Source organism: Yoonia vestfoldensis DSM 16212 (genome assembly GCF_000382265.1).
Lineage (GTDB): Bacteria > Pseudomonadota > Alphaproteobacteria > Rhodobacterales > Rhodobacteraceae > Yoonia > Yoonia vestfoldensis.
In genome coordinates this window covers 90,241-108,008 of the sequence record NZ_KB907976.1, presented here as the reverse complement: position 1 = coordinate 108,008, position 17,768 = coordinate 90,241, and the positions used below count along the sequence as shown (strand labels likewise).

Genomic DNA, 17,768 nt, shown 5'->3' with positions numbered 1-17,768 from the left:
GTTGCGGGCGTCCGGCCGAACCCGCTATGAATGGCGGGCAGAGGGGGGACCACATGGCCAAGAACAAACTGACCCGCGAAGATGCGCTGCAATTCCACATGCAGCCGACACCGGGTAAATGGGAAATTCAGGCCACCGTGCCGATGACCACGCAGCGTGACCTGTCGCTGGCCTATTCCCCCGGTGTCGCGATCCCGTGCGAGGAAATCCACGCCAACCCTGCCACTGCCTATGATTATACCAACAAGGGCAATCTGGTCGCCGTGATCTCGAACGGGACGGCTGTGCTGGGCCTTGGCAACCTAGGCGCGCTGGCGTCCAAGCCGGTGATGGAAGGCAAGTCTGTCCTGTTCAAACGCTTTGCTGACGTCAACTCCATCGATATCGAACTCGATACCGAAGACCCCGATGCCTTTTGCAACGCTGTGCGCCTGATGGGCCCGACCTTTGGCGGGATCAATCTGGAAGACATCAAGGCGCCCGAATGTTTCATCATCGAACAGCGGCTGAAGGAAGAAATGGACATTCCGGTGTTCCACGACGACCAGCACGGCACGGCGGTGATCTGTGCCGCTGGTTTGCTCAACGCGCTGCATCTGTCTGGCAAAAAGATCGAGGATGTGAAGATCGTCCTGAACGGCGCGGGGGCGGCGGGGATTGCCTGTCTGGAACTGCTGAAATCCATGGGCGCGCGGCATGACAACTGCATCATGGCCGACACGAAGGGCGTGATTTACCAAGGCCGCACGGAAGGCATGAACCAGTGGAAATCGGCGCATGCCGTGGTGACCGATGCGCGCAGCCTAGCCGATGCGATGAAGGATGCAGATGTGTTCCTTGGCGTCAGCGCCAAGGGGGCCGTCACGCAGGATATGGTCGCCAGCATGGCCCCGAACCCTGTGATTTTCGCCATGGCGAACCCCGATCCCGAGATCACACCCGAAGAGGCGCATGCCGTCCGACCTGACGCCATCGTCGCCACGGGCCGCAGCGATTACCCCAATCAGGTCAACAACGTGCTGGGCTTTCCCTATCTGTTCCGTGGCGCGCTTGATATCCATGCCCGCGCCATCAACGATGAGATGAAGATCGCCTGTGCCGAAGCGCTTGCCGCGCTCGCGCGCGAGGATGTGCCGGACGAAGTCGCCATGGCCTATGGCAAGAAACTCTCCTTTGGCCGCGATTACATCATCCCCACGCCGTTTGATCCCCGCCTGATCCACCGGATTCCGACCGCCGTGGCGCGGGCTGGCATGAAAACCGGCGTCGCGCGGCGGCCGATCGTGGATATGGACGCTTACGAGGCATCGCTGAAATCGCGCATGGACCCGACCGCGTCGATCCTGCGCAGCCTGAATGCACGTGCGCGTGCGGCGCAATCGACGGTCGTTTTCGCCGAAGGCGACGATCCGCGCGTGTTGCGTGCTGCAGTGCTCTATCAGCGCGCGGGCATGGGCAAGGCGCTGGTCGTGGGCCGGTCCGACGATGTGCGCGCCAAGCTGACCGCCGAAGGTCTGGCCGAAGCCGTGGACGAGATCGAGGTCGTGAACGCGGCCAACACCACCCATCTCGAAACCTACAAGGCGTTTCTTTACAAACGCTTGCAGCGCAACGGGTTCGATGCGCAGGATATCCACCGGCTTGCCGCGCGCGACCGGCATGTGTTTGCCGCGCTGATGCTGGCACATGGCCATGCCGATGGGATGGTCACTGGGGCGACCCGCAAATCCGCGCATGTGCTGGAACTGATCAACCATGTTTTCGACGCGCAGCCACATGATGGTGCCGTCGGGGTGACTGCCGTTCTGCACAAGGGGCGGATCGTGCTGATTACTGATACGCTGGTGCATGAATGGCCAGACGAAAATGACCTCGCGGATATTGCCGAACGCGGCGCATCTGTCGCGCGCGATCTGGGGCTGGAACCGCGCGTTGCGTTCCTGTCCTTCTCGACCTTCGGGTCGCCCGTGTCGGAACGCGCGGAAAAGATGCGCAAGGCCCCTGTCGTGCTGGACGGCCGCCGCGTCGATTTCGAATACGAGGGCGAAATGACGGTGGATGTCGCCCTGAACCCGCGCGCGCAGGAAAACTATCCCTTCTCGCGGCTGACCGGGCCTGCAAATGTGCTGGTCGTGCCTGCCCGCCATTCGGCGTCGATTTCTGTGAAACTGATGCAGGAAATGGCGGGCGCCACCGTCATCGGCCCGATCCTGTCCGGTGTGGGCAAGCCGATGCAGATCTGTTCCACGGTGTCGACCGTCAACGACATCCTCAACATGGCGGTGATCGCCGCTTGCGGGATCGACTGATGGCGATCTGGAATCTTGGCTCGATCAACGCGGATTTTGTCTATGCCGTGCCGCATATTCCCGCCCCCGGCGAAACGCTGAGCACCGCGGGCCGCCAGATGTTCCTTGGCGGCAAGGGGGCGAATATGTCCGTCGCCGCCGCCCGTGCCGCCGCGCGTGTGCACCACATCGGGGCTGTCGGGAATGATGGGCTTTGGGCGGTCGAACGCCTGCTGGAATATGGCGTCGATACCCGCAATATCGCCGTTTTAGACACTGAAACCGCGCAGGCGATCATCATGGTCGACCCCCATGGCGAAAATGCGATCCTGCTGCATCCGGGGGCGAATGCCGAAATTCCTCAGACCATTTTGCAGACTGCGATGGCCGAGGCGCAGACAGGCGACTGGCTGGTGATCCAGAACGAAACGAACCTGCAACGCACCGCCGCCAGCCTTGGTCGCAAGATGGGGCTGCGCGTCGCCTATGCCGCCGCCCCCTTTGATGCGGACAGGGTGATGGCGGTGCTGCCCTACCTTGATTTTCTGATCCTGAACGCGGTCGAGGCGGACCAGCTGCGCCAAGCCACCGGCAAGACCCCTGTCGATCTGGGCGTGGCCGATGTGATCGTGACCTTGGGCGCGGATGGCGCGGATTGGTACGGTGCCAACGGCCACCAGCATTTCCCCGCGATCAAGGTCGATCCCGTCGATACCACCGGCGCGGGCGATACCTTTACCGGCTATGTTCTGGCGGGGCTCGACCGCGGCATGCCGATGGCGCAGGCGATCGGGCAGGCGACACGCGCCGCCGCCTTGATGGTCATGCGGCACGGCACGGCGGACGTGATCCCCGATCTGTCCGAAGTACAGGAATTCCAGTCCAGAGGTTGAACCATGTCCGACGTCACCACCCATCAGGCCGAGGAAGACGCCCGTAACGACGCGATCCTGATCTATGTCGATGGCCGCATCGTTCCCAAGGCGCAGGCCGTCGTCAGCGTCTATGACAGCGGCTTCATGCTGGGCGATGGTGTCTGGGAAGGGCTGCGGCTGTATGACGGCAAATGGGCCTTTCTGGACGACCATATCGACCGCCTGTTTGAGGCCGCCAAAGCCATTGATCTGGATATCGGGCTGGACAGGAAGGGCGTGATTTCCGCCTTGTTAGAGACGCAAAAGGCCAATGGCATGACCACCGACGCCCATGCGCGGCTGATGGTGACACGCGGCGTGAAAACGCGGCCTTTCCAGCATCCGAACCTGTCGCAGCAGGGGCCGACCTTTGTCATCATAATGGAACATTCCAAGCCCAAGATCCCGCGCCCCATCACCCTGGCCACCGTCCCGCATATGCGCGGCCTGCCAATGACGCAGGACCCGAAGCTGAACAGCCATTCCAAGCTGAACTGCATCCTTGCCTGTATCGCCGCGCAAAAGGCCGGCGCGGACGAGGCGTTGATGCTGGACGTGCATGGCTTTGTGAACACGACCAACGCTTGCAATTTCTTTATCGTGAAAAAGGGGCAAGTCTGGACCAGCACGGGTGATTACTGCATGAACGGCATCACCCGCCAAAAGGTCATCCACCTGTGCCGCGCCAACGATATCCCCGTTTTTGAACGCAATTTCAGCCTTGTCGACACCTATAGCGCGGATGAGGCATTCCTGACCGGCACTTTCGGCGCCCAAACCCCCGTCAGCACCATCGACGGGCGTGTCATCGGCACGGGCGAACTTGGCCCCGTCACGACCCGCCTGCGCGCGCTTTACAAAGACTTGGTCGCCGCATCATGAGGATCGCGATGTGGTCCGGACCACGGAATCTGTCCACCGCGATGATGTATGCCTTTGGCAATCGCGCCGATTGCGCGATCTGGGATGAACCGTTCTATGCGCCCTATCTGGCGGCGACGGCGGCTGACCATCCGCTGCGCGCAGAGATCATCGCGGCGCACGAAACCGACCCGGTAGTGGTGGCGCGGCGGTGTTTAGACACTATTCCTGCCCAAAAGCCGCATTTCTATATGAAACACATGCCGCATCACATGATCGCAGGCTTTCCGCTGGACTGGGCGACGGAGTGTGTGAACGTGCATCTGATCCGCCATCCCGCCCGCGTGATCGCAAGCTATGGTGCCAAGATGGATCACATGACGCTGGAGGATATCGGCTACCCTCAGCAAGCCGCGCTTTATGACCGACTGGGCGGCGTTGTGATCGACAGCGCCGATATCCGCGCCGATCCCGAAGGCATGCTGCGTAAACTCTGTGCCGCGATTGATCTGGATTTCGACCCTGCCATGCTGCACTGGCCCGCAGGTCCAAGGGCCGAAGACGGGATATGGGCCAGCCACTGGTATAACGCCGTGCACCAAAGCACAGGTTTTGCCGGGGCAGAGGGGGATTTCCCGGAACTGGCCGGCGACGCGGCGCAGCTGTGCCGCGATGCCATGCCATTTTATGAAAAACTGGCGGCTGTAAAGGTTTAGCCCTTCAGCAACTCGCCCAGTTTCAGCGCGATCCGTGCATCGCCGGACACTTTCAGCTTGCCGGTGACGACCCCTGTCATCGGGTTCAGCTTGCCTTTGACAAGCTTGGCCAGATTGTCCAGCGTGATGCGGATGGTGCAATCGGCGGGGCGGTCGGTGTTAGATGTCGTGTTGTTTTCCAGCACGACGACCCCGTCAGCCCCGCAATCGAATTTCAGCGACCCCTGCAACGGCGCATGATCGACGCCCCGTTGCAGCAAGGCAGTAATTTCCGCCAGTGTCATTTCAGACGCCGTGCGCGCGATGCCAGCAGCTTCAGCCGCAACGCGTTCAACTGGATGAAGCCTTGCGCGTCTTTCTGGTCATAGGCACCCGCGTCATCCTCGAACGTCACATGCGCCTCGGAATACAGCGACCGGTCGGACCAGCGCGCCACGGTGCTGGCGGAACCTTTGTAAAGCTTCACCCGCACGGTGCCCGACACATGTTCCTGGCTCTTGTCGATCAGGGCCTGCAGCATCTCGCGTTCGGGGCTGAACCAGAAGCCGTTATAGATCAGTTCGGCATAGCGCGGCATGATGCTGTCTTTCAGATGGCCTGCACCGGAATCCAGCGTGATCTGTTCGATGCCGCGATGCGCCTCGAGCAGGATGGTGCCGCCCGGCGTTTCATAGATGCCGCGCGATTTCATGCCGACAAAGCGGTTTTCCACCAGATCAAGGCGGCCCACACCGTGCTTGCCGCCCAACTCGTTCAGCTTGGTCAGGATCGTGGCGGGCGACATCGCCTCGCCGTTGATCGCCACGGCATCGCCACGTTCGAACGTGATTTCCACCATTTCGGGCGTATCGGGCGCGTCTTCGGGGGCGACGGTGCGCTGATAGACGTAATCGGGCGCTTCCTCACCGGGGTTTTCCAGCACTTTGCCTTCGGACGACGTGTGCAGCAGGTTCGCATCCACGCTGAACGGCGCATCGCCGCGCTTGTCCTTGGCGACGGGGATCTGGTTGGCTTCGGCAAATTCCAGCAGTTTCGTGCGGCTGGTCAGATCCCATTCGCGCCAAGGGGCGATCACCTTGATATCGGGGTTCAGCGCATAGGCGGCCAATTCGAACCGCACCTGATCGTTGCCTTTGCCCGTCGCACCGTGGGCGACGGCATCAGCGCCTTCGATGGCGGCGATTTCGACCAGACGCTTGGAGATCAGCGGCCGCGCGATGGAGGTGCCGAGCAGGTAAAGCCCTTCATACAGCGCATTGGCGCGGAACATCGGGAACACGAAATCACGTACGAATTCTTCGCGCAGGTCTTCGATATAGATGGATTTGGCACCCATCATTTCGGCCTTGGCGCGGGCCGGTTCCAGTTCTTCGCCCTGACCCAGATCGGCGGTGAAGGTCACGACCTCGCAGCCATATTCGGTCTGGAGCCATTTCAGGATGATCGAGGTATCAAGGCCACCGGAATAGGCCAGAACAACTTTTTTAGGGGCGGTCATGCGGGATGCCTTTGCGTCAAAATCTGTTGTTTCGCGCGATATCGGGTTTTACGGCAAGGGGCAAGGATGTGCCCGATCCTCCTGCGTCTGCGACGCAGAAGGGCCTCCGGCGGGGATATTTGGGCTCGGAAGAAATGCATCCCGCTGCATTTGAATAAAAGTTGCGCGATTTTCGGGCCACTTCCTCCATCTTCTGAGAAGAAAATATCCTCGCCGGAGGCTCCAAGTTATCCGGCGCCACGGTGTCTTGGGCAGCGTGGCTAGGCGTGTCGCGCCACAAACGCAGCATCGCCGTCGTTATAAAGCTCCGCCAGCGCCTCTGTCGGTGACATCCAGATCGCCATATGCCCCGGTTCGCGCGGGGGGCCGTGGGGGCGGACGGGCTTGGCCAGATAGATGTGGCACAGCTTTTCGGCCCAAAGATCGTATTCCGGCATGAAGGTGAACCGCCGGAACGTGCCCAGCTTGCGGGGGGCGGCGATGCGGTATCCGGTTTCCTCGAACACCTCGCGGTGCAGGGCGCGCAGCGGGCTTTCGCCGGGGTCGATGCCGCCGCCGGGCAGTTGCACCTCGAAATGCGGGTCGCCCTGATAGGTCAGCAACAGCTTGCCGCCGCGCGGCAGGATCGCGTAAACTCCTGCGCGTGTTTTGTAGCGCTGACCGCTTTTCGGGACCGTGCCATACCGTCTGATCATAGCTTGCCTCTTGGACGCCGGGTTGCCCCGCCTATATAGGCGCGGTATGCCAATTCCTGACATGTAAGGAAAGCCCATGAGCCTCAGCGCCAAAATCGCTTGGGACGATACCGTCCTGCCGTTCCAACTTGACGCATCCGACATCCGCGGTCGGGTCGCGCGCCTTGATGGCGTGCTGGAACAGGTCTTGAAGCAGCATGACTATCCCCCCGTGATCGAAGCCTTGGTCGCGGAAATGGCGTTGCTGACCGCGCTGATCGGGCAGACGATGAAACTGCGCTGGAAACTGTCCTTGCAGGTGCGCGGGTCTGGCGCGGCACGGTTGATCGCGACCGACTACTATGGCCCGACCGATGATGGCCAGCCCGCGCGCATCCGTGCCTATGCGTCCTATGACGCCGACAGGCTGGATCATGATGCCGAACCGTTCAGCCATGTCGGCAACGGCTATTTCGCGATCCTGATCGATCAGGGCGAAGGCACGGCACCCTATCAGGGGATCACGCCCTTGGCGGGCGGGTCGCTGTCGGCCTGCGCGCAGACCTATTTCGCGCAATCCGAACAGATCCCGACCCGTTTCGCGCTGACCTATGGCCGCAGCCAGACGCCTGGCGAGGCCGCGCATTGGCGTGCCGGTGGTGTGATGCTGCAGCACATGCCCAAGGCGTCGCCTTTTGCCACGGGTGACGGTGGTTCGGGCGAGCAGGGCTTGCTCGAAGCGGTTGATCTATTGTCCGACGACGAAGGCGAAAACTGGACCCGCGCCAATGTGCTGCTGGATACAGTCGATGATCTGGAACTGATCGGGCCTAGCGTCACGCCGACCGACCTGCTGGTGCGCCTGTTCCACGAGGAAGGGCCGCGTGTCTATGATGCCCAGCCCATCACCTTCGGCTGCACCTGTTCGGAAGAACGCGTGCGGCAAAGCCTGTCGATCTATTCGGCCAAGGACATCGCGACGATGATCACGGACGAAGGCACAGTCACCGCAGACTGCCAGTTCTGCGGGGCGCATTACGTGTTCGCGCCGGAAACGCTTGGCTTTGAAGCCAAGGATAAGCGTGCCTGATCTGTATCAGCGCCTACAGGACGCGCTCGCCCGTGAGGGCCGCGCATCCAGCGACTTCGACCTCAATCAGGACATCACGCTGCCGCAGGTGCAATTGACCTCTGCGGCGGTGTTGTTCGCCGTCAAGGCCGAGACGGAAACCGTGATCCTGACCAAACGGTCGGCGCGGTTGAAACATCACCCGGGCCAGATCGCCTTTGCCGGTGGCAAGCAGGATGCGGGCGACGTGTCCCTGACCGCCGCTGCATTGCGCGAAGCGCACGAGGAAATCGGCCTGCTGTCCGATCAGGTCGATGTGCTGGGCGTGTTGCCGCCGCACCAGACGGTGACGGGCTATCTCGTCACGCCCATTCTGGCAGTCGTGCATGGCCCCTTCGATGCCAAGCCAGAAGCAAACGAGGTCACCGAAGTCTTCGAGGTTCCCTTTGCCTATCTGACCAACCCCGCGCATTATCGGACCGAGGGCCGCCATTGGCGGGGGCGCAAGCGGTTGTATTATACCGTGCCTTACGGCCCATATTACATCTGGGGTGCGACCGCGCGTATCTTGCGTGCTTTCGCGGACCGCGTGTCATGACGCGTGTCACGGGCGCATGGTTGAACGATCCTGCCGCGCAAGAGGTGTGCCGCTTGCTGACGAACTCGGGACATCAGGCCTGGTTCGTCGGCGGTTGCGTGCGCAACGCGCTGCTAGGCGCGCCTGTCAGTGATCTGGACCTGACGACGGATGCCACACCTGATGTCGTGACCCGGCTCGCCACGGCGGCGGGGTTGAAGGTCGTTCCGACCGGGATCGACCACGGAACAGTCACTATCATTGCCCAGAATACTCCGTTCGAAGTCACGACTTTCCGCCGCGATGTGGCGACGGATGGGAGGCGCGCGGTCGTCGCCTTTGCCGACGACATGGCAGACGATGCCCGCAGGCGCGATTTCACGATGAACGCGCTTTATGCCGGACCTGACGGTGTGGTCGTCGATCCTTTGGGCGGGTTGCCTGATCTCGTCGCCCGCCGCGTTCGGTTCATCGAGGACGCTGACATGCGCATCAAGGAAGACTACCTGCGCATCCTGCGGTTCTTCCGGTTTCACGCCTTTTATGGCGCGGACGATCTTGATCCTGACGCGCTTGCCGCCTGTGCCGCCAATCTCGACGGTCTTGCCAGCTTGTCGCGCGAAAGGGTCACGGCAGAGATGTTCAAACTGCTGTCCGCCCCCGATCCCGCGCCCGCTGTCGCGTCAATGGCCGCAACGGGGGTTCTGTCGCAGATCCTGCCGGGCGCGGATGCCGCCCCGCTTGCCGTTCTGATCCATATCGAAGGCGCGGCAGGCCTGCCGCCATCGGCTGTTCGCCGTTTGGGTGCGCTGGGCGGTGATGCTGCGGGCGCGCTGAAGTTGTCCAAGCGGGATGCGCTGGCGCTTGAACATATGCGATCAGATCTGCCTTTGCTAGAGCTTGCCTATCGCCACGGCGCCGAGGCCGCGATCAACAAAGCGGCGGTCGCGGCGGCGGTGCTGGGGCAAGAAATAGACACTAACATGGCCAAAAACGCGCAATTCGCAGCCAGCCAGACCTTTCCCCTGCAAGCGGCTGACCTGATGCCTGACCTGCACGGGCCAGCCTTGGGGCAAGCGTTGAAAAAGGCCGAGGCAGTCTGGATCGCTTCTGGTTTCGCGCTGACAAAGGCAGATTTGCTCCGGCAGTTGCGCGGGTAGTTTTCCTTTCGCGGAAACATCTGTATCAGGGACGTCTACATCCCAAGGCTGAAATCATGTTCCGGTTTTTCGAAGAACTGGTCGATCCCTATACCCCGTATCAGGAGACCGACACGCCGCCAAAGCGGCTTTATCCGTTCCTGCGCGCCTATGCAGAACCGTTCCGTGCGGTTTTCTGGGTGACAGGGGCGCTGTCGGTCACCGTGGCGGCGGTGGAAATCTGGCTGATCTCCTATCTGGGCCGGCTGATCGACATCCTGCAAAGCGGCACCCCGTCCAAGGTTTGGGCGCAAAGTGGCACCGAACTGATCCTAGTCGCACTGTTCATCCTGACGCTGCGGCCTGCGGTGCATGTGTTGCAGGTGATGCTGCTGAACAACACGATCCTGCCCAATTTCGGCACCTTGGTCCGCTGGCGCGCGCATCGCCATGTGCTGCGCCAGTCCGTCGGCTGGTTCGAGGATGATTTCGCGGGCCGCATCGCCAACCGGATCATGCAGACACCGCCCGCCGTGGGCGAGGTCGTGTTCCAGCTGTTCGACGCGATCACCTTTGCCATCGCCTATATCATCGGGGCGATCATCCTTTTGGGTGATGCCGATATGCGGCTGATCCTGCCCCTGATGGTCTGGCTGATCCCGTATCTGTTCCTGCTGCGTTGGGTCGTTCGCCGGATCGGTCCCGCGTCCGAGGCATCGTCGAACGCGCGCAGCGTGGTCACGGGCCGTGTCGTGGACAGCTATACCAATATCCATTCGGTCAAGATGTTTGCGCATCACGACAGCGAAATCGCCTATGCGAAAGAAGCGATCGAAAACGCGCGCCGCACGTTCCAGCATGAAATGCGGCTTTATACGCTGATGGATGTGGTGCTGATGCTGCTGAACGGTCTGTTGATCGTGGGCGTCGTCGGCTGGGCGATCTGGCTGTGGGGCGGGGGCTTGGCAACGCTGGGTGTGGTTGCAGTGGCGACATCGCTGACGCTGCGGCTCAATGCGATGTCGGGCTGGATCATGTGGGCGATCAGCAACTTCTTCCGCGAACTCGGCGTCGTGTCCGAAGGGATGCAGACCATCGCGCAGCCGATCACCCTGCTGGACCGCTCGCGCGATGACCTGCGCGTGACGGCGGGGGCGGTGACCCTCAACGACCTGTCGCATCATTACGGGCGCGAAAAGGGCGGGCTGGACCGGATCACTTTGCACATCAATCCGGGCGAAAAGGTCGGGCTTGTGGGCCAGTCGGGCGCGGGAAAATCCACTTTGGTCAAGCTGCTGTTGCGGTTCTATGACATCGAACACGGCAGCATCGCCATCGACGGGCAGAACATCGCGAATGTCACGCAGGACAGCCTGCGCCGCGCCATCGGGATGGTACAGCAGGATTCGTCGCTACTGCATCGGTCGGTGCGGGAAAACATCCTTTACGGCAATCCGGGCGCGACCGAGGACCAGATGATCGCCGCCGCAAAACAGGCCGAGGCGCATGATTTCATCCTCGGGCTGGAAGATAGCGAAGGGAACCGTGGCTATGCCGCGCGCGTTGGCGAACGGGGCGTCAAGCTGTCGGGTGGACAACGGCAGCGGATCGCCCTTGCACGCGTAATGTTGAAGGATGCACCAATCTTGCTGTTGGACGAAGCGACCAGTGCGCTAGATAGCGAGGTAGAGGCCGCCATTCAGCAAACCCTGTACGGCATGATGGCCGGCAAGACGGTGATCGCGATTGCGCACCGCCTTTCGACAATCGCGCAGATGGACAGGATCATCGTCATGGACCAAGGCCGCATCATCGAGGATGGCACGCATGACGCGCTGCTGGCGCAGGGCGGGCAATATGCGCGGTTCTGGGCGCGGCAATCGGGTGGGTTTCTGGGGCAGGATGCATCTTGAAACCTGAACGCTGGATAGACCCTTTCGAGCGCGCCGAAGGTCCGCCGCCGCAGACGCTGATGGCGTTCCTGCGCTGGTGTCTGGGTGGCGCTTTGCCCGTGATCGGCCTTGGCGCGTTCGTGTCGGCGCTGGCGGGTTTGCTGGAGGTCGCGACCGCGCTGATGTTGGGCTGGGTCATCGATGCTGCGGTGACCAGTGATAAGCAATCCTATTTCAGCACGAACCTGTGGCTTCTGATTGGTGTCGGCGCGTTCTTCGTGCTTCTGCGCCCGATCATTCTTGGCTTGTCGGGGATGTTCCAAGGCGTTGTTCTCGGGCCTGCGCTAAACAACCTCGTGCTGTCGCGGCTGCACCGCCATTCGCTGGGCCAGTCGGTCACGTTCTTCGACAACGATTTCGCAGGGCGGATCGCGCAGAAACAGATGCAAGGCGCACGGGCGACGACAGATTTCGTGGTCGATATGATCCAGACCGTCGCCTATGCGCTCGCCTCGCTTGTGGGGTCGGTCGTGCTGCTGCTGACGATCGATTACCGCACGGCGGGTGTGCTGGCGGTATGGGTGCTGGGCTATATCTGGCTGATCACGTTCTACATGCCGCGAATCCGCATACGGTCGCAGGCGCGCGCCGCCAAACGGGCGATGGTGACGGGGCAGGTCGTCGATACGATCACCAACATCAAGACGGTCAAGCTGTTTGCCCATGACGCCCATGAAGACCGCGCCGCCACCGATGCGATGGAGACCTATTGGGGGTCTGCCGTGCATTTCGGCTGGCTGTCCACGTCCTTCCGGTTCTGGCTGATGGGGCTGGGCGGGCTTCTGCCCGTGTTGCTGGTCGGCACGACACTTTATTTCTGGTCTGTCGGCGCGGCGACAGCAGGTGATATCGCGGCTGCGGGGGCTATTTCGCTGCGGCTTGCGCAGATGACAGGCTGGGTCAGTTTCACGCTGATGGGCATCTACGCCAATGTGGGCGAGATCGAGGATGCGATGCAAACCCTGTCGCCTGCACACCAGCTGACCGATGCGCCAAACGCGGTCGAGCTGACACCGCAGGGCGGCGCGATCGAATTGCGCGCCGTGACGTTCAGCTATGGCGGCGGGCCGGGGGGTCTTGACCATGTCAGCCTGTCGATTGCTTCGGGTGAAAAGCTGGGGATCGTGGGCGCGTCAGGGGCGGGGAAATCCACGCTCGTCGCCCTCCTACTGCGGCTTTACGATACCGAAGAGGGGCAGGTCCTGATCGACGGCCATGATATCCGCGACGTGACGCAGGAAAGCCTGCGCCGCCAGATCGCGATGGTCACGCAGGAAACGGCGATGTTCAACCGGTCCGCCCGCGACAATATCCGCTATGGCAAACCCGATGCCACGCAGCAAGAGGTCGAGGCGGCGGCGATCAAGGCCGAGGCGCATGGATTCATCCAAGGCCTGCGCGATTTCAAAGGGCGCAAGGGGTACGATTCCCACTTGGGCGAACGGGGCGTGAAACTGTCCGGCGGCCAGCGCCAGCGCATCGCGATCGCCCGCGCCATCCTGAAAGACGCGCCGATCCTTGTGCTGGACGAAGCGACCAGCGCGCTCGATTCCGAGGTCGAGGCGGCCATTCAGGACTCGCTCGACATCATCATGGAGGGCAAGACCGTCATCGCTATCGCGCACCGCCTGTCGACCTTGGCGGCGATGGACCGGATCGTCGTGCTTGACGGCGGGCGTATTGTGGAACAAGGCACCCATGACGAATTGCTGGCCAAGGCCGGGCTTTATGCCCGCTATTGGAACCGGCAGTCGGGTGGTTTCATCAATGTGCAGGATGCTGCGGAATAAATGCTGACAATCGAAAGCCTGACCCATCTGGGGCTTGGCCGCGCCTCTGACGGGCGGTCGCTGATCCCGCGCGTGCTGCCGGGCGAGGAAATCGACGTGGCCCAGGACGGGACCGTGCGGATCGTCACGCCATCGCCGGACCGCGTTGCAGCGCCGTGCCGCCATTTCAAAAGCTGCGGCGGCTGTGCCATGCAACATGCCAGCGATGAATTTGTGGCCGGCTGGAAACAGGACATTGTCGCGCGTGCGCTAGCGGCCCACGGGCTGCACCCCGCGTTTCGCGCCATCGCCACATCGCCGGTGCAGTCGCGCCGCAGGGCCAAGTTTGCAGGGCGACGCACCAAAAAGGGCGCGCTGGTCGGCTTTCACGGCAAGGCATCGCATACGCTGATCGACGTGCCGGATTGTCAGCTGGTTACGCCTGCGTTGCTGGCGACCATGCCCGCGCTTCAGGAACTGACGCTGCTCGCCGCGTCGCGCAAGGGCGAGGCTGATCTGACCGTCACTGAAACGGCGCTGGGCGCGGATGTGCTGGTCGGCACCGACAAGGACCTGACGCCTGATCTGCGCGTGACCTTGGCGGCGCTGGCCAATGCACACGGGCTGTCGCGGCTGGTGTGGAACGACGAACCTGTCGTCACGATCAACCCGCCCGATCAGGATTTCGGCGGCACCAAGGTGACACCGCCCCCCGGTGCGTTCCTGCAAGCGACCAAGGCGGGCGAGACGGCCTTGCTCGCCGCCGTGGACGAGATCACGCAAGGCGCGGCCCGCATCGTTGATCTTTTCGCAGGCTGCGGCACCTTCACCCTGCCGCTGGCCGCGCGGGCCGAGCTGCACGCGGTGGAATCAGAATCCGCCATGCTGACAGCGCTTGACCGTGGTTGGCGCGCCGGCCGCAACCTGCGCAAGGTCACGACGGAGACGCGCGACCTGTTCCGCCGCCCGCTCGAACCCGATGAATTCGCGAAATATGACGCCGTCGTCATCGACCCGCCCCGCGCAGGGGCCGAGGCGCAGATCGAGGCGCTGGCAAGGTCCGACATCAAGACAATCGCTATGGTGTCCTGCAATCCGGTGACGTTCGCGCGGGATGCGAAGGTTCTGATCGACGCTGGTTTCGCGATGCCGTGGGTGCAGGTCGTCGATCAATTCCGTTGGTCGCCACATGTGGAAATCGTGTCACCGTTCACACGAAAATGAACCCTGCGACATAAATGCTGCTAGGTTAAGCGGAATCTTTACCCTAATCATGAAAACAGGCGGCGCAGACCGCAGTTTTGGGCAGTGACATGATAACAAGACGTACAATGATGATCGGCGCCGCAGCAGGCGCCGCTGGATGCTCCTCATCGACAGCACCAGAAGTTCCGACGTATTTCGGGCCGGACGTGACCCGTATTCAGGTGTTCAAAGAGCAGCGCACGATGCAACTGTTGCACAACAACAGCCTGTTGCGGCAGTACCGTATCGATCTTGGGTTCGACCCCAAGGACCACAAACAACAGGAAGGCGACGGGCGCACGCCCGAGGGCGCGTATCTGATCGACCGTCAGAACCCCAATAGCCGCTTTCATCTTTCGATCGGCATTTCCTATCCGAATGCTGACGATGTGGCGCGTGCACGTGCAATGGGTGTCAAACCCGGCGGTGACATCTTTATTCATGGGACCCCGACCCAATGGGTTGGCGTGCCCGACTGGACCTGGGGCTGCATCGCTGTGACGAATACGGAAATGGAAGAGGTTTATTCCATGGTCCGCGTTGGTACGAAGATCTTCATCTACGCCTGACGGGTCAGTTCCGTTTGATCAGGATAATCCGCTTGCAAAGCCGGGCGCTGTCCCCATGTTCAGCGTCCACCAAAGTTTCCCTGCCGGTTCCTGAAACCACGAAAATCCCATCAGCTGTGCGTTCGGGTCCATGATAACGGCGCGCGTACGCTCGTCGTTCATCCAGGCGGTCAGTGTGGCCAGTTCGGATTCGTATGATTCTGAAATCGTCTCGCCCAGAAACCTGCCGGTGAAACCTGCGCGGCGGGCGCGCTGGACCGGGCTGGATCCGTCGGCACCGAACAGCCAAGGCCGGTTCTGTATCGACATGTCGCGCGCATGCGTCGCAGCAGCGGCATTCAGTTGGGGATCAAGTGCGACCGGACCGACGCGCGCTGCCTGACGCAATGCGTTCACGCTGTCCAGCATCCGGAATTTGACAGCCGCTTCTTCGCCGGGCGCGATGATATAGGCCGTCGGCAAGGGCAACCCGTCAGGACCCAACGCCCGGTTCGGGCCACCGACGCAAGCCGACACGCCAGCGGTAACGAGGCCGAGGATCAGTGCGCGTCTGTACATGGGCATACTCTTAATTGCGGTTCAGCGTCGTTTAGCGGGATTGATGCGGAAGTTCAAACACACTTCAGCGTGAGACGACGAACTTCGCCTGCGACCGTATGACCGCCCTGTCAGCGCCGTGATCCGGCAAATCGCTGGACGAACCGGCTGAACACAGCGGAAAAACCGCTTGGCGGTGTCGGCACAGCGACCTGCTGGCGCGCGGCCTCTTCAGCAAGTTGTTGCTGCCTGATCCGTTGACGCGACGCACCCTCGCGCGCCTCAGAGGTTTCAGCGTTGAATTCGTTGATCCATTCCGGCGGCTTTCGCGGTTCTGACACCGGCTGCGACACGACGGGACGCGGCTCGCGCGGTTCGGAGTTCAACACATAGTTGTTGGTTTCGCTCACCAGCTTTGTCAGCGTCTGACCCAGTTCCTTGGGCGGCTTGGTCTTGCGCGCGACCTTGGCTGTCCGCAAAGGCGCGATGATATCGGCCCAGGCGCGTGCGGTCTGAATCCGGTCCTTGGGCAGGATCTTCATCGCCTTGTCGATCGCGGCCAGAAATTCGGGTTCATAGGCGTCGAAGCGGCCCGCAAGCGGTTGGCACGGATCAGGGTTCCGGCTGGCGAATTCCTGCATCCGTGTCTGGCTGTTCGGCGGCGCTTCGCCGCTGATCACGTGATAGAACGTGGCCGCCAGCGCATAAAGGTCGCTCGACGGCGACTGCTTGCCCCCCGCAAAATAGAATTCCTGCGGCGAATAGCCGTCCTTCACGATCAGCACGGTCGACAGCGCGCGGGTCTCGCGGCTTGCTTCTTCGCGGGCGGCGCCGAAATCGATTAGCACGGGGCTGCCCCATTTATCCAGAAGGATGTTGTCGGGCGAAATGTCGCGATGCAAAAGATCCTGTGCATGCACCAGATCGACCGCATCGAGCACCTTGATCAGGATATCCTTGACCTGGTCGGGCGACAGGTCGTCGCGTTCATTGTTGATGACGTAAAGCAGGTCGCGACCGTCGATCAGGTCCAGCACCATGTAGGCGGTGTCGTTGTCCTCAAAGATCCGATGCACGCCCACAATATTGGGGTGCCGCATCTTGGCGATGCTGCGCGCCTCGCGCATGAACATTTCCACGATCGCGCGATATTTTTCAAAATGCGTATGCGACCGGACAAGCACACGCTTACCTTCCCGGCAGCAAAAAACCTCCGGAAAACATTCCTTTATCACAACTTTCCGTTCCAGGTAATTATCCTGGGCCAGATACGTGATGCCAAACCCACCGTTGCTGAGCGGTCTCAAGATCGTAAATTGATCACCGAGGAGTGTCGTTCCCCGGACAAGAGCCTCCGTACGTTCCGGCCGAGCTGCATCATTGCCAGAAGGCGCCGCAGCATTCATAATTCACCAAATATCGCGTCGCACATGACGCGCCCTTATACACAACCAACGCAAACATCATAACCTTACAATATGTTGTCTTTTGGGCACCAATCCGAAATCTTCATGTCCATCCACCCAACGGCAGCTTTGGCCCGACGCGACAAGAGCACGTTTTTAGTATATTTGCAAAGGATTGCTGCATCCTGCTCATGCTACGCCTGAAGGCGACCTGTGCAGACAATTTCAAAATGTGGCGCTCAGATGAAATATTGCTGCGTCACGAAACATCAACAGCAAGCGAAGACCGCGCATTTCGGCGGACGGGTACGCGACTTGTCGTCAGCACATTGCCTTCGGTATCGCAGACAAGGCGCACGCGCTGCCCGTCATACCAGAACGTCAGCCTGATCTTGCCCTCGTCTTCACCTATGCCGGTTTCGGATTGGCTGGTGATGTCACCCGCCCTCATCAGGACGGGCACGTCGGCGGGTGAAAGTCCCAGCAAGGGTCCAAGGTCGGCAGCGTCCACAGTCAGCCCGTGTTCGGTCCTGCGCAATTTCACCTTGGGTCCT

The 17,768-nt window shown here is 61.3% G+C and carries 17 protein-coding genes; 11 read left to right on the top strand and 6 right to left on the bottom strand.

What is annotated here, in order from left to right:
* Nucleotides 1-53: 53 nt before the first annotated feature.
* The 4 genes from H147_RS0105195 to H147_RS0105180 are packed head-to-tail and all read left to right on the top strand — an operon-like array spanning nt 54 to nt 4,779.
* On the top strand, nt 54-2,309 hold the full coding sequence (locus H147_RS0105195) for an NADP-dependent malic enzyme (protein ID WP_019954292.1): 2,256 nt from the start codon (nt 54-56) through the stop codon (nt 2,307-2,309).
* Complete coding sequence (locus H147_RS0105190; protein WP_019954291.1) at nt 2,309-3,181, top strand: ribokinase; 873 nt, start codon at nt 2,309-2,311, stop codon at nt 3,179-3,181. The genes H147_RS0105195 and H147_RS0105190 overlap by 1 nt, the downstream gene beginning before the upstream one ends.
* 3 nt (nt 3,182-3,184) lie before the next feature.
* Entirely contained in the window at nt 3,185-4,084 is a 900-nt protein-coding gene (locus tag H147_RS0105185; protein ID WP_019954290.1) for a D-amino acid aminotransferase, read from the top strand.
* Entirely contained in the window at nt 4,081-4,779 is a 699-nt protein-coding gene (locus tag H147_RS0105180) for a sulfotransferase-like domain-containing protein (RefSeq protein WP_019954289.1), read from the top strand. Before H147_RS0105185 ends, H147_RS0105180 begins: the two co-directional genes overlap by 4 nt.
* On the opposite strand, the gene H147_RS0105175 is transcribed toward H147_RS0105180, so the two are convergent.
* The 3 genes from H147_RS0105175 to H147_RS0105160 all read right to left on the bottom strand — a co-directional run bounded on the left by H147_RS0105175 (nt 4,776) and on the right by H147_RS0105160 (nt 6,972).
* Nucleotides 4,776-5,063, bottom strand: coding sequence for an SCP2 sterol-binding domain-containing protein (locus tag H147_RS0105175; protein ID WP_019954288.1), 288 nt, complete (start codon nt 5,061-5,063; stop codon nt 4,776-4,778). The two genes, H147_RS0105180 and H147_RS0105175, sit on opposite strands and share 4 nt — an antisense overlap.
* Nucleotides 5,060-6,319, bottom strand: a complete 1,260-nt coding sequence (locus tag H147_RS0105170; RefSeq protein WP_375342049.1) for an argininosuccinate synthase — start codon at nt 6,317-6,319, stop codon at nt 5,060-5,062. Before H147_RS0105170 ends, H147_RS0105175 begins: the two co-directional genes overlap by 4 nt.
* Before the next feature lie 218 nt (nt 6,320-6,537).
* Complete coding sequence (locus tag H147_RS0105160) at nt 6,538-6,972, bottom strand: NUDIX hydrolase (RefSeq protein ID WP_019954285.1); 435 nt, start codon at nt 6,970-6,972, stop codon at nt 6,538-6,540.
* 76 nt (nt 6,973-7,048) lie between these two features.
* Between H147_RS0105160 and hslO the strand changes: the two genes are divergently transcribed.
* The 7 genes from hslO to H147_RS0105125 all read left to right on the top strand — a co-directional run bounded on the left by hslO (nt 7,049) and on the right by H147_RS0105125 (nt 15,271).
* Nucleotides 7,049-8,041, top strand: coding sequence for an Hsp33 family molecular chaperone HslO (gene hslO / locus H147_RS0105155; RefSeq protein WP_019954284.1), 993 nt, complete (start codon nt 7,049-7,051; stop codon nt 8,039-8,041).
* Nucleotides 8,034-8,618, top strand: a complete 585-nt coding sequence (locus H147_RS0105150) for a CoA pyrophosphatase (protein ID WP_019954283.1) — start codon at nt 8,034-8,036, stop codon at nt 8,616-8,618. Before hslO ends, H147_RS0105150 begins: the two co-directional genes overlap by 8 nt.
* Nucleotides 8,615-9,757, top strand: a complete 1,143-nt coding sequence (locus H147_RS0105145) for a CCA tRNA nucleotidyltransferase (protein WP_019954282.1) — start codon at nt 8,615-8,617, stop codon at nt 9,755-9,757. Before H147_RS0105150 ends, H147_RS0105145 begins: the two co-directional genes overlap by 4 nt.
* Nucleotides 9,758-9,813: 56 nt before the next feature.
* Nucleotides 9,814-11,649: an ABC transporter ATP-binding protein gene (locus H147_RS0105140; protein WP_019954281.1), complete on the top strand. Its 1,836-nt coding sequence runs from the start codon at nt 9,814-9,816 to the stop codon at nt 11,647-11,649.
* Nucleotides 11,646-13,478, top strand: coding sequence for an ABC transporter ATP-binding protein (locus H147_RS0105135; RefSeq protein WP_019954280.1), 1,833 nt, complete (start codon nt 11,646-11,648; stop codon nt 13,476-13,478). Before H147_RS0105140 ends, H147_RS0105135 begins: the two co-directional genes overlap by 4 nt.
* Entirely contained in the window at nt 13,479-14,681 is a 1,203-nt protein-coding gene (locus tag H147_RS0105130) for a class I SAM-dependent RNA methyltransferase (protein WP_019954279.1), read from the top strand. It abuts the gene before it with no gap.
* A gap of 107 nt (nt 14,682-14,788) precedes the next feature.
* Nucleotides 14,789-15,271: a L,D-transpeptidase family protein gene (locus tag H147_RS0105125; RefSeq protein ID WP_019954278.1), complete on the top strand. Its 483-nt coding sequence runs from the start codon at nt 14,789-14,791 to the stop codon at nt 15,269-15,271.
* An 18-nt stretch (nt 15,272-15,289) separates the two neighbouring features.
* Here H147_RS0105125 and dalA read toward each other — a convergent pair whose 3' ends face one another.
* The 3 genes from dalA to H147_RS0105110 all read right to left on the bottom strand — a co-directional run bounded on the left by dalA (nt 15,290) and on the right by H147_RS0105110 (nt 17,758).
* Nucleotides 15,290-15,829, bottom strand: a complete 540-nt coding sequence (gene dalA, locus H147_RS0105120) for a divisome-associated lipoprotein DalA (protein ID WP_019954277.1) — start codon at nt 15,827-15,829, stop codon at nt 15,290-15,292.
* A gap of 110 nt (nt 15,830-15,939) precedes the next feature.
* Nucleotides 15,940-16,941, bottom strand: a complete 1,002-nt coding sequence (locus H147_RS19365; protein ID WP_245541110.1) for a serine/threonine protein kinase — start codon at nt 16,939-16,941, stop codon at nt 15,940-15,942.
* 532 nt (nt 16,942-17,473) lie between these two features.
* A complete protein-coding gene (locus tag H147_RS0105110) occupies nt 17,474-17,758 on the bottom strand; it encodes a DUF6522 family protein (protein WP_019954275.1) in 285 nt (94 codons plus the stop codon).
* Nucleotides 17,759-17,768 lie beyond the last annotated feature (10 nt).

Excerpts from the sequence above, each read along its gene's own strand:
- H147_RS0105195 (WP_019954292.1), top strand. The coding sequence starts at position 54 with ATGGCCAAGAACAAACTGACCCGCGAAGATGCGCTGCAATTCCACATG.
- H147_RS0105190 (WP_019954291.1), top strand. The coding sequence starts at position 2,309 with ATGGCGATCTGGAATCTTGGCTCGATCAACGCGGATTTTGTCTATGCC.
- H147_RS0105185 (WP_019954290.1), top strand. The coding sequence starts at position 3,185 with ATGTCCGACGTCACCACCCATCAGGCCGAGGAAGACGCCCGTAACGAC.
- H147_RS0105180 (WP_019954289.1), top strand. The coding sequence starts at position 4,081 with ATGAGGATCGCGATGTGGTCCGGACCACGGAATCTGTCCACCGCGATG.
- H147_RS0105175 (WP_019954288.1), bottom strand. The coding sequence starts at position 5,063 with ATGACACTGGCGGAAATTACTGCCTTGCTGCAACGGGGCGTCGATCAT.
- H147_RS0105160 (WP_019954285.1), bottom strand. The coding sequence starts at position 6,972 with ATGATCAGACGGTATGGCACGGTCCCGAAAAGCGGTCAGCGCTACAAA.
- hslO (WP_019954284.1), top strand. The coding sequence starts at position 7,049 with ATGAGCCTCAGCGCCAAAATCGCTTGGGACGATACCGTCCTGCCGTTC.
- H147_RS0105145 (WP_019954282.1), top strand. The coding sequence starts at position 8,615 with ATGACGCGTGTCACGGGCGCATGGTTGAACGATCCTGCCGCGCAAGAG.
- H147_RS0105140 (WP_019954281.1), top strand. The coding sequence starts at position 9,814 with ATGTTCCGGTTTTTCGAAGAACTGGTCGATCCCTATACCCCGTATCAG.
- H147_RS0105130 (WP_019954279.1), top strand. The coding sequence starts at position 13,479 with ATGCTGACAATCGAAAGCCTGACCCATCTGGGGCTTGGCCGCGCCTCT.
- H147_RS0105125 (WP_019954278.1), top strand. The coding sequence starts at position 14,789 with ATGATGATCGGCGCCGCAGCAGGCGCCGCTGGATGCTCCTCATCGACA.
- dalA (WP_019954277.1), bottom strand. The coding sequence starts at position 15,829 with ATGTACAGACGCGCACTGATCCTCGGCCTCGTTACCGCTGGCGTGTCG.
- H147_RS19365 (WP_245541110.1), bottom strand. The coding sequence starts at position 16,941 with ATGTTCATGCGCGAGGCGCGCAGCATCGCCAAGATGCGGCACCCCAAT.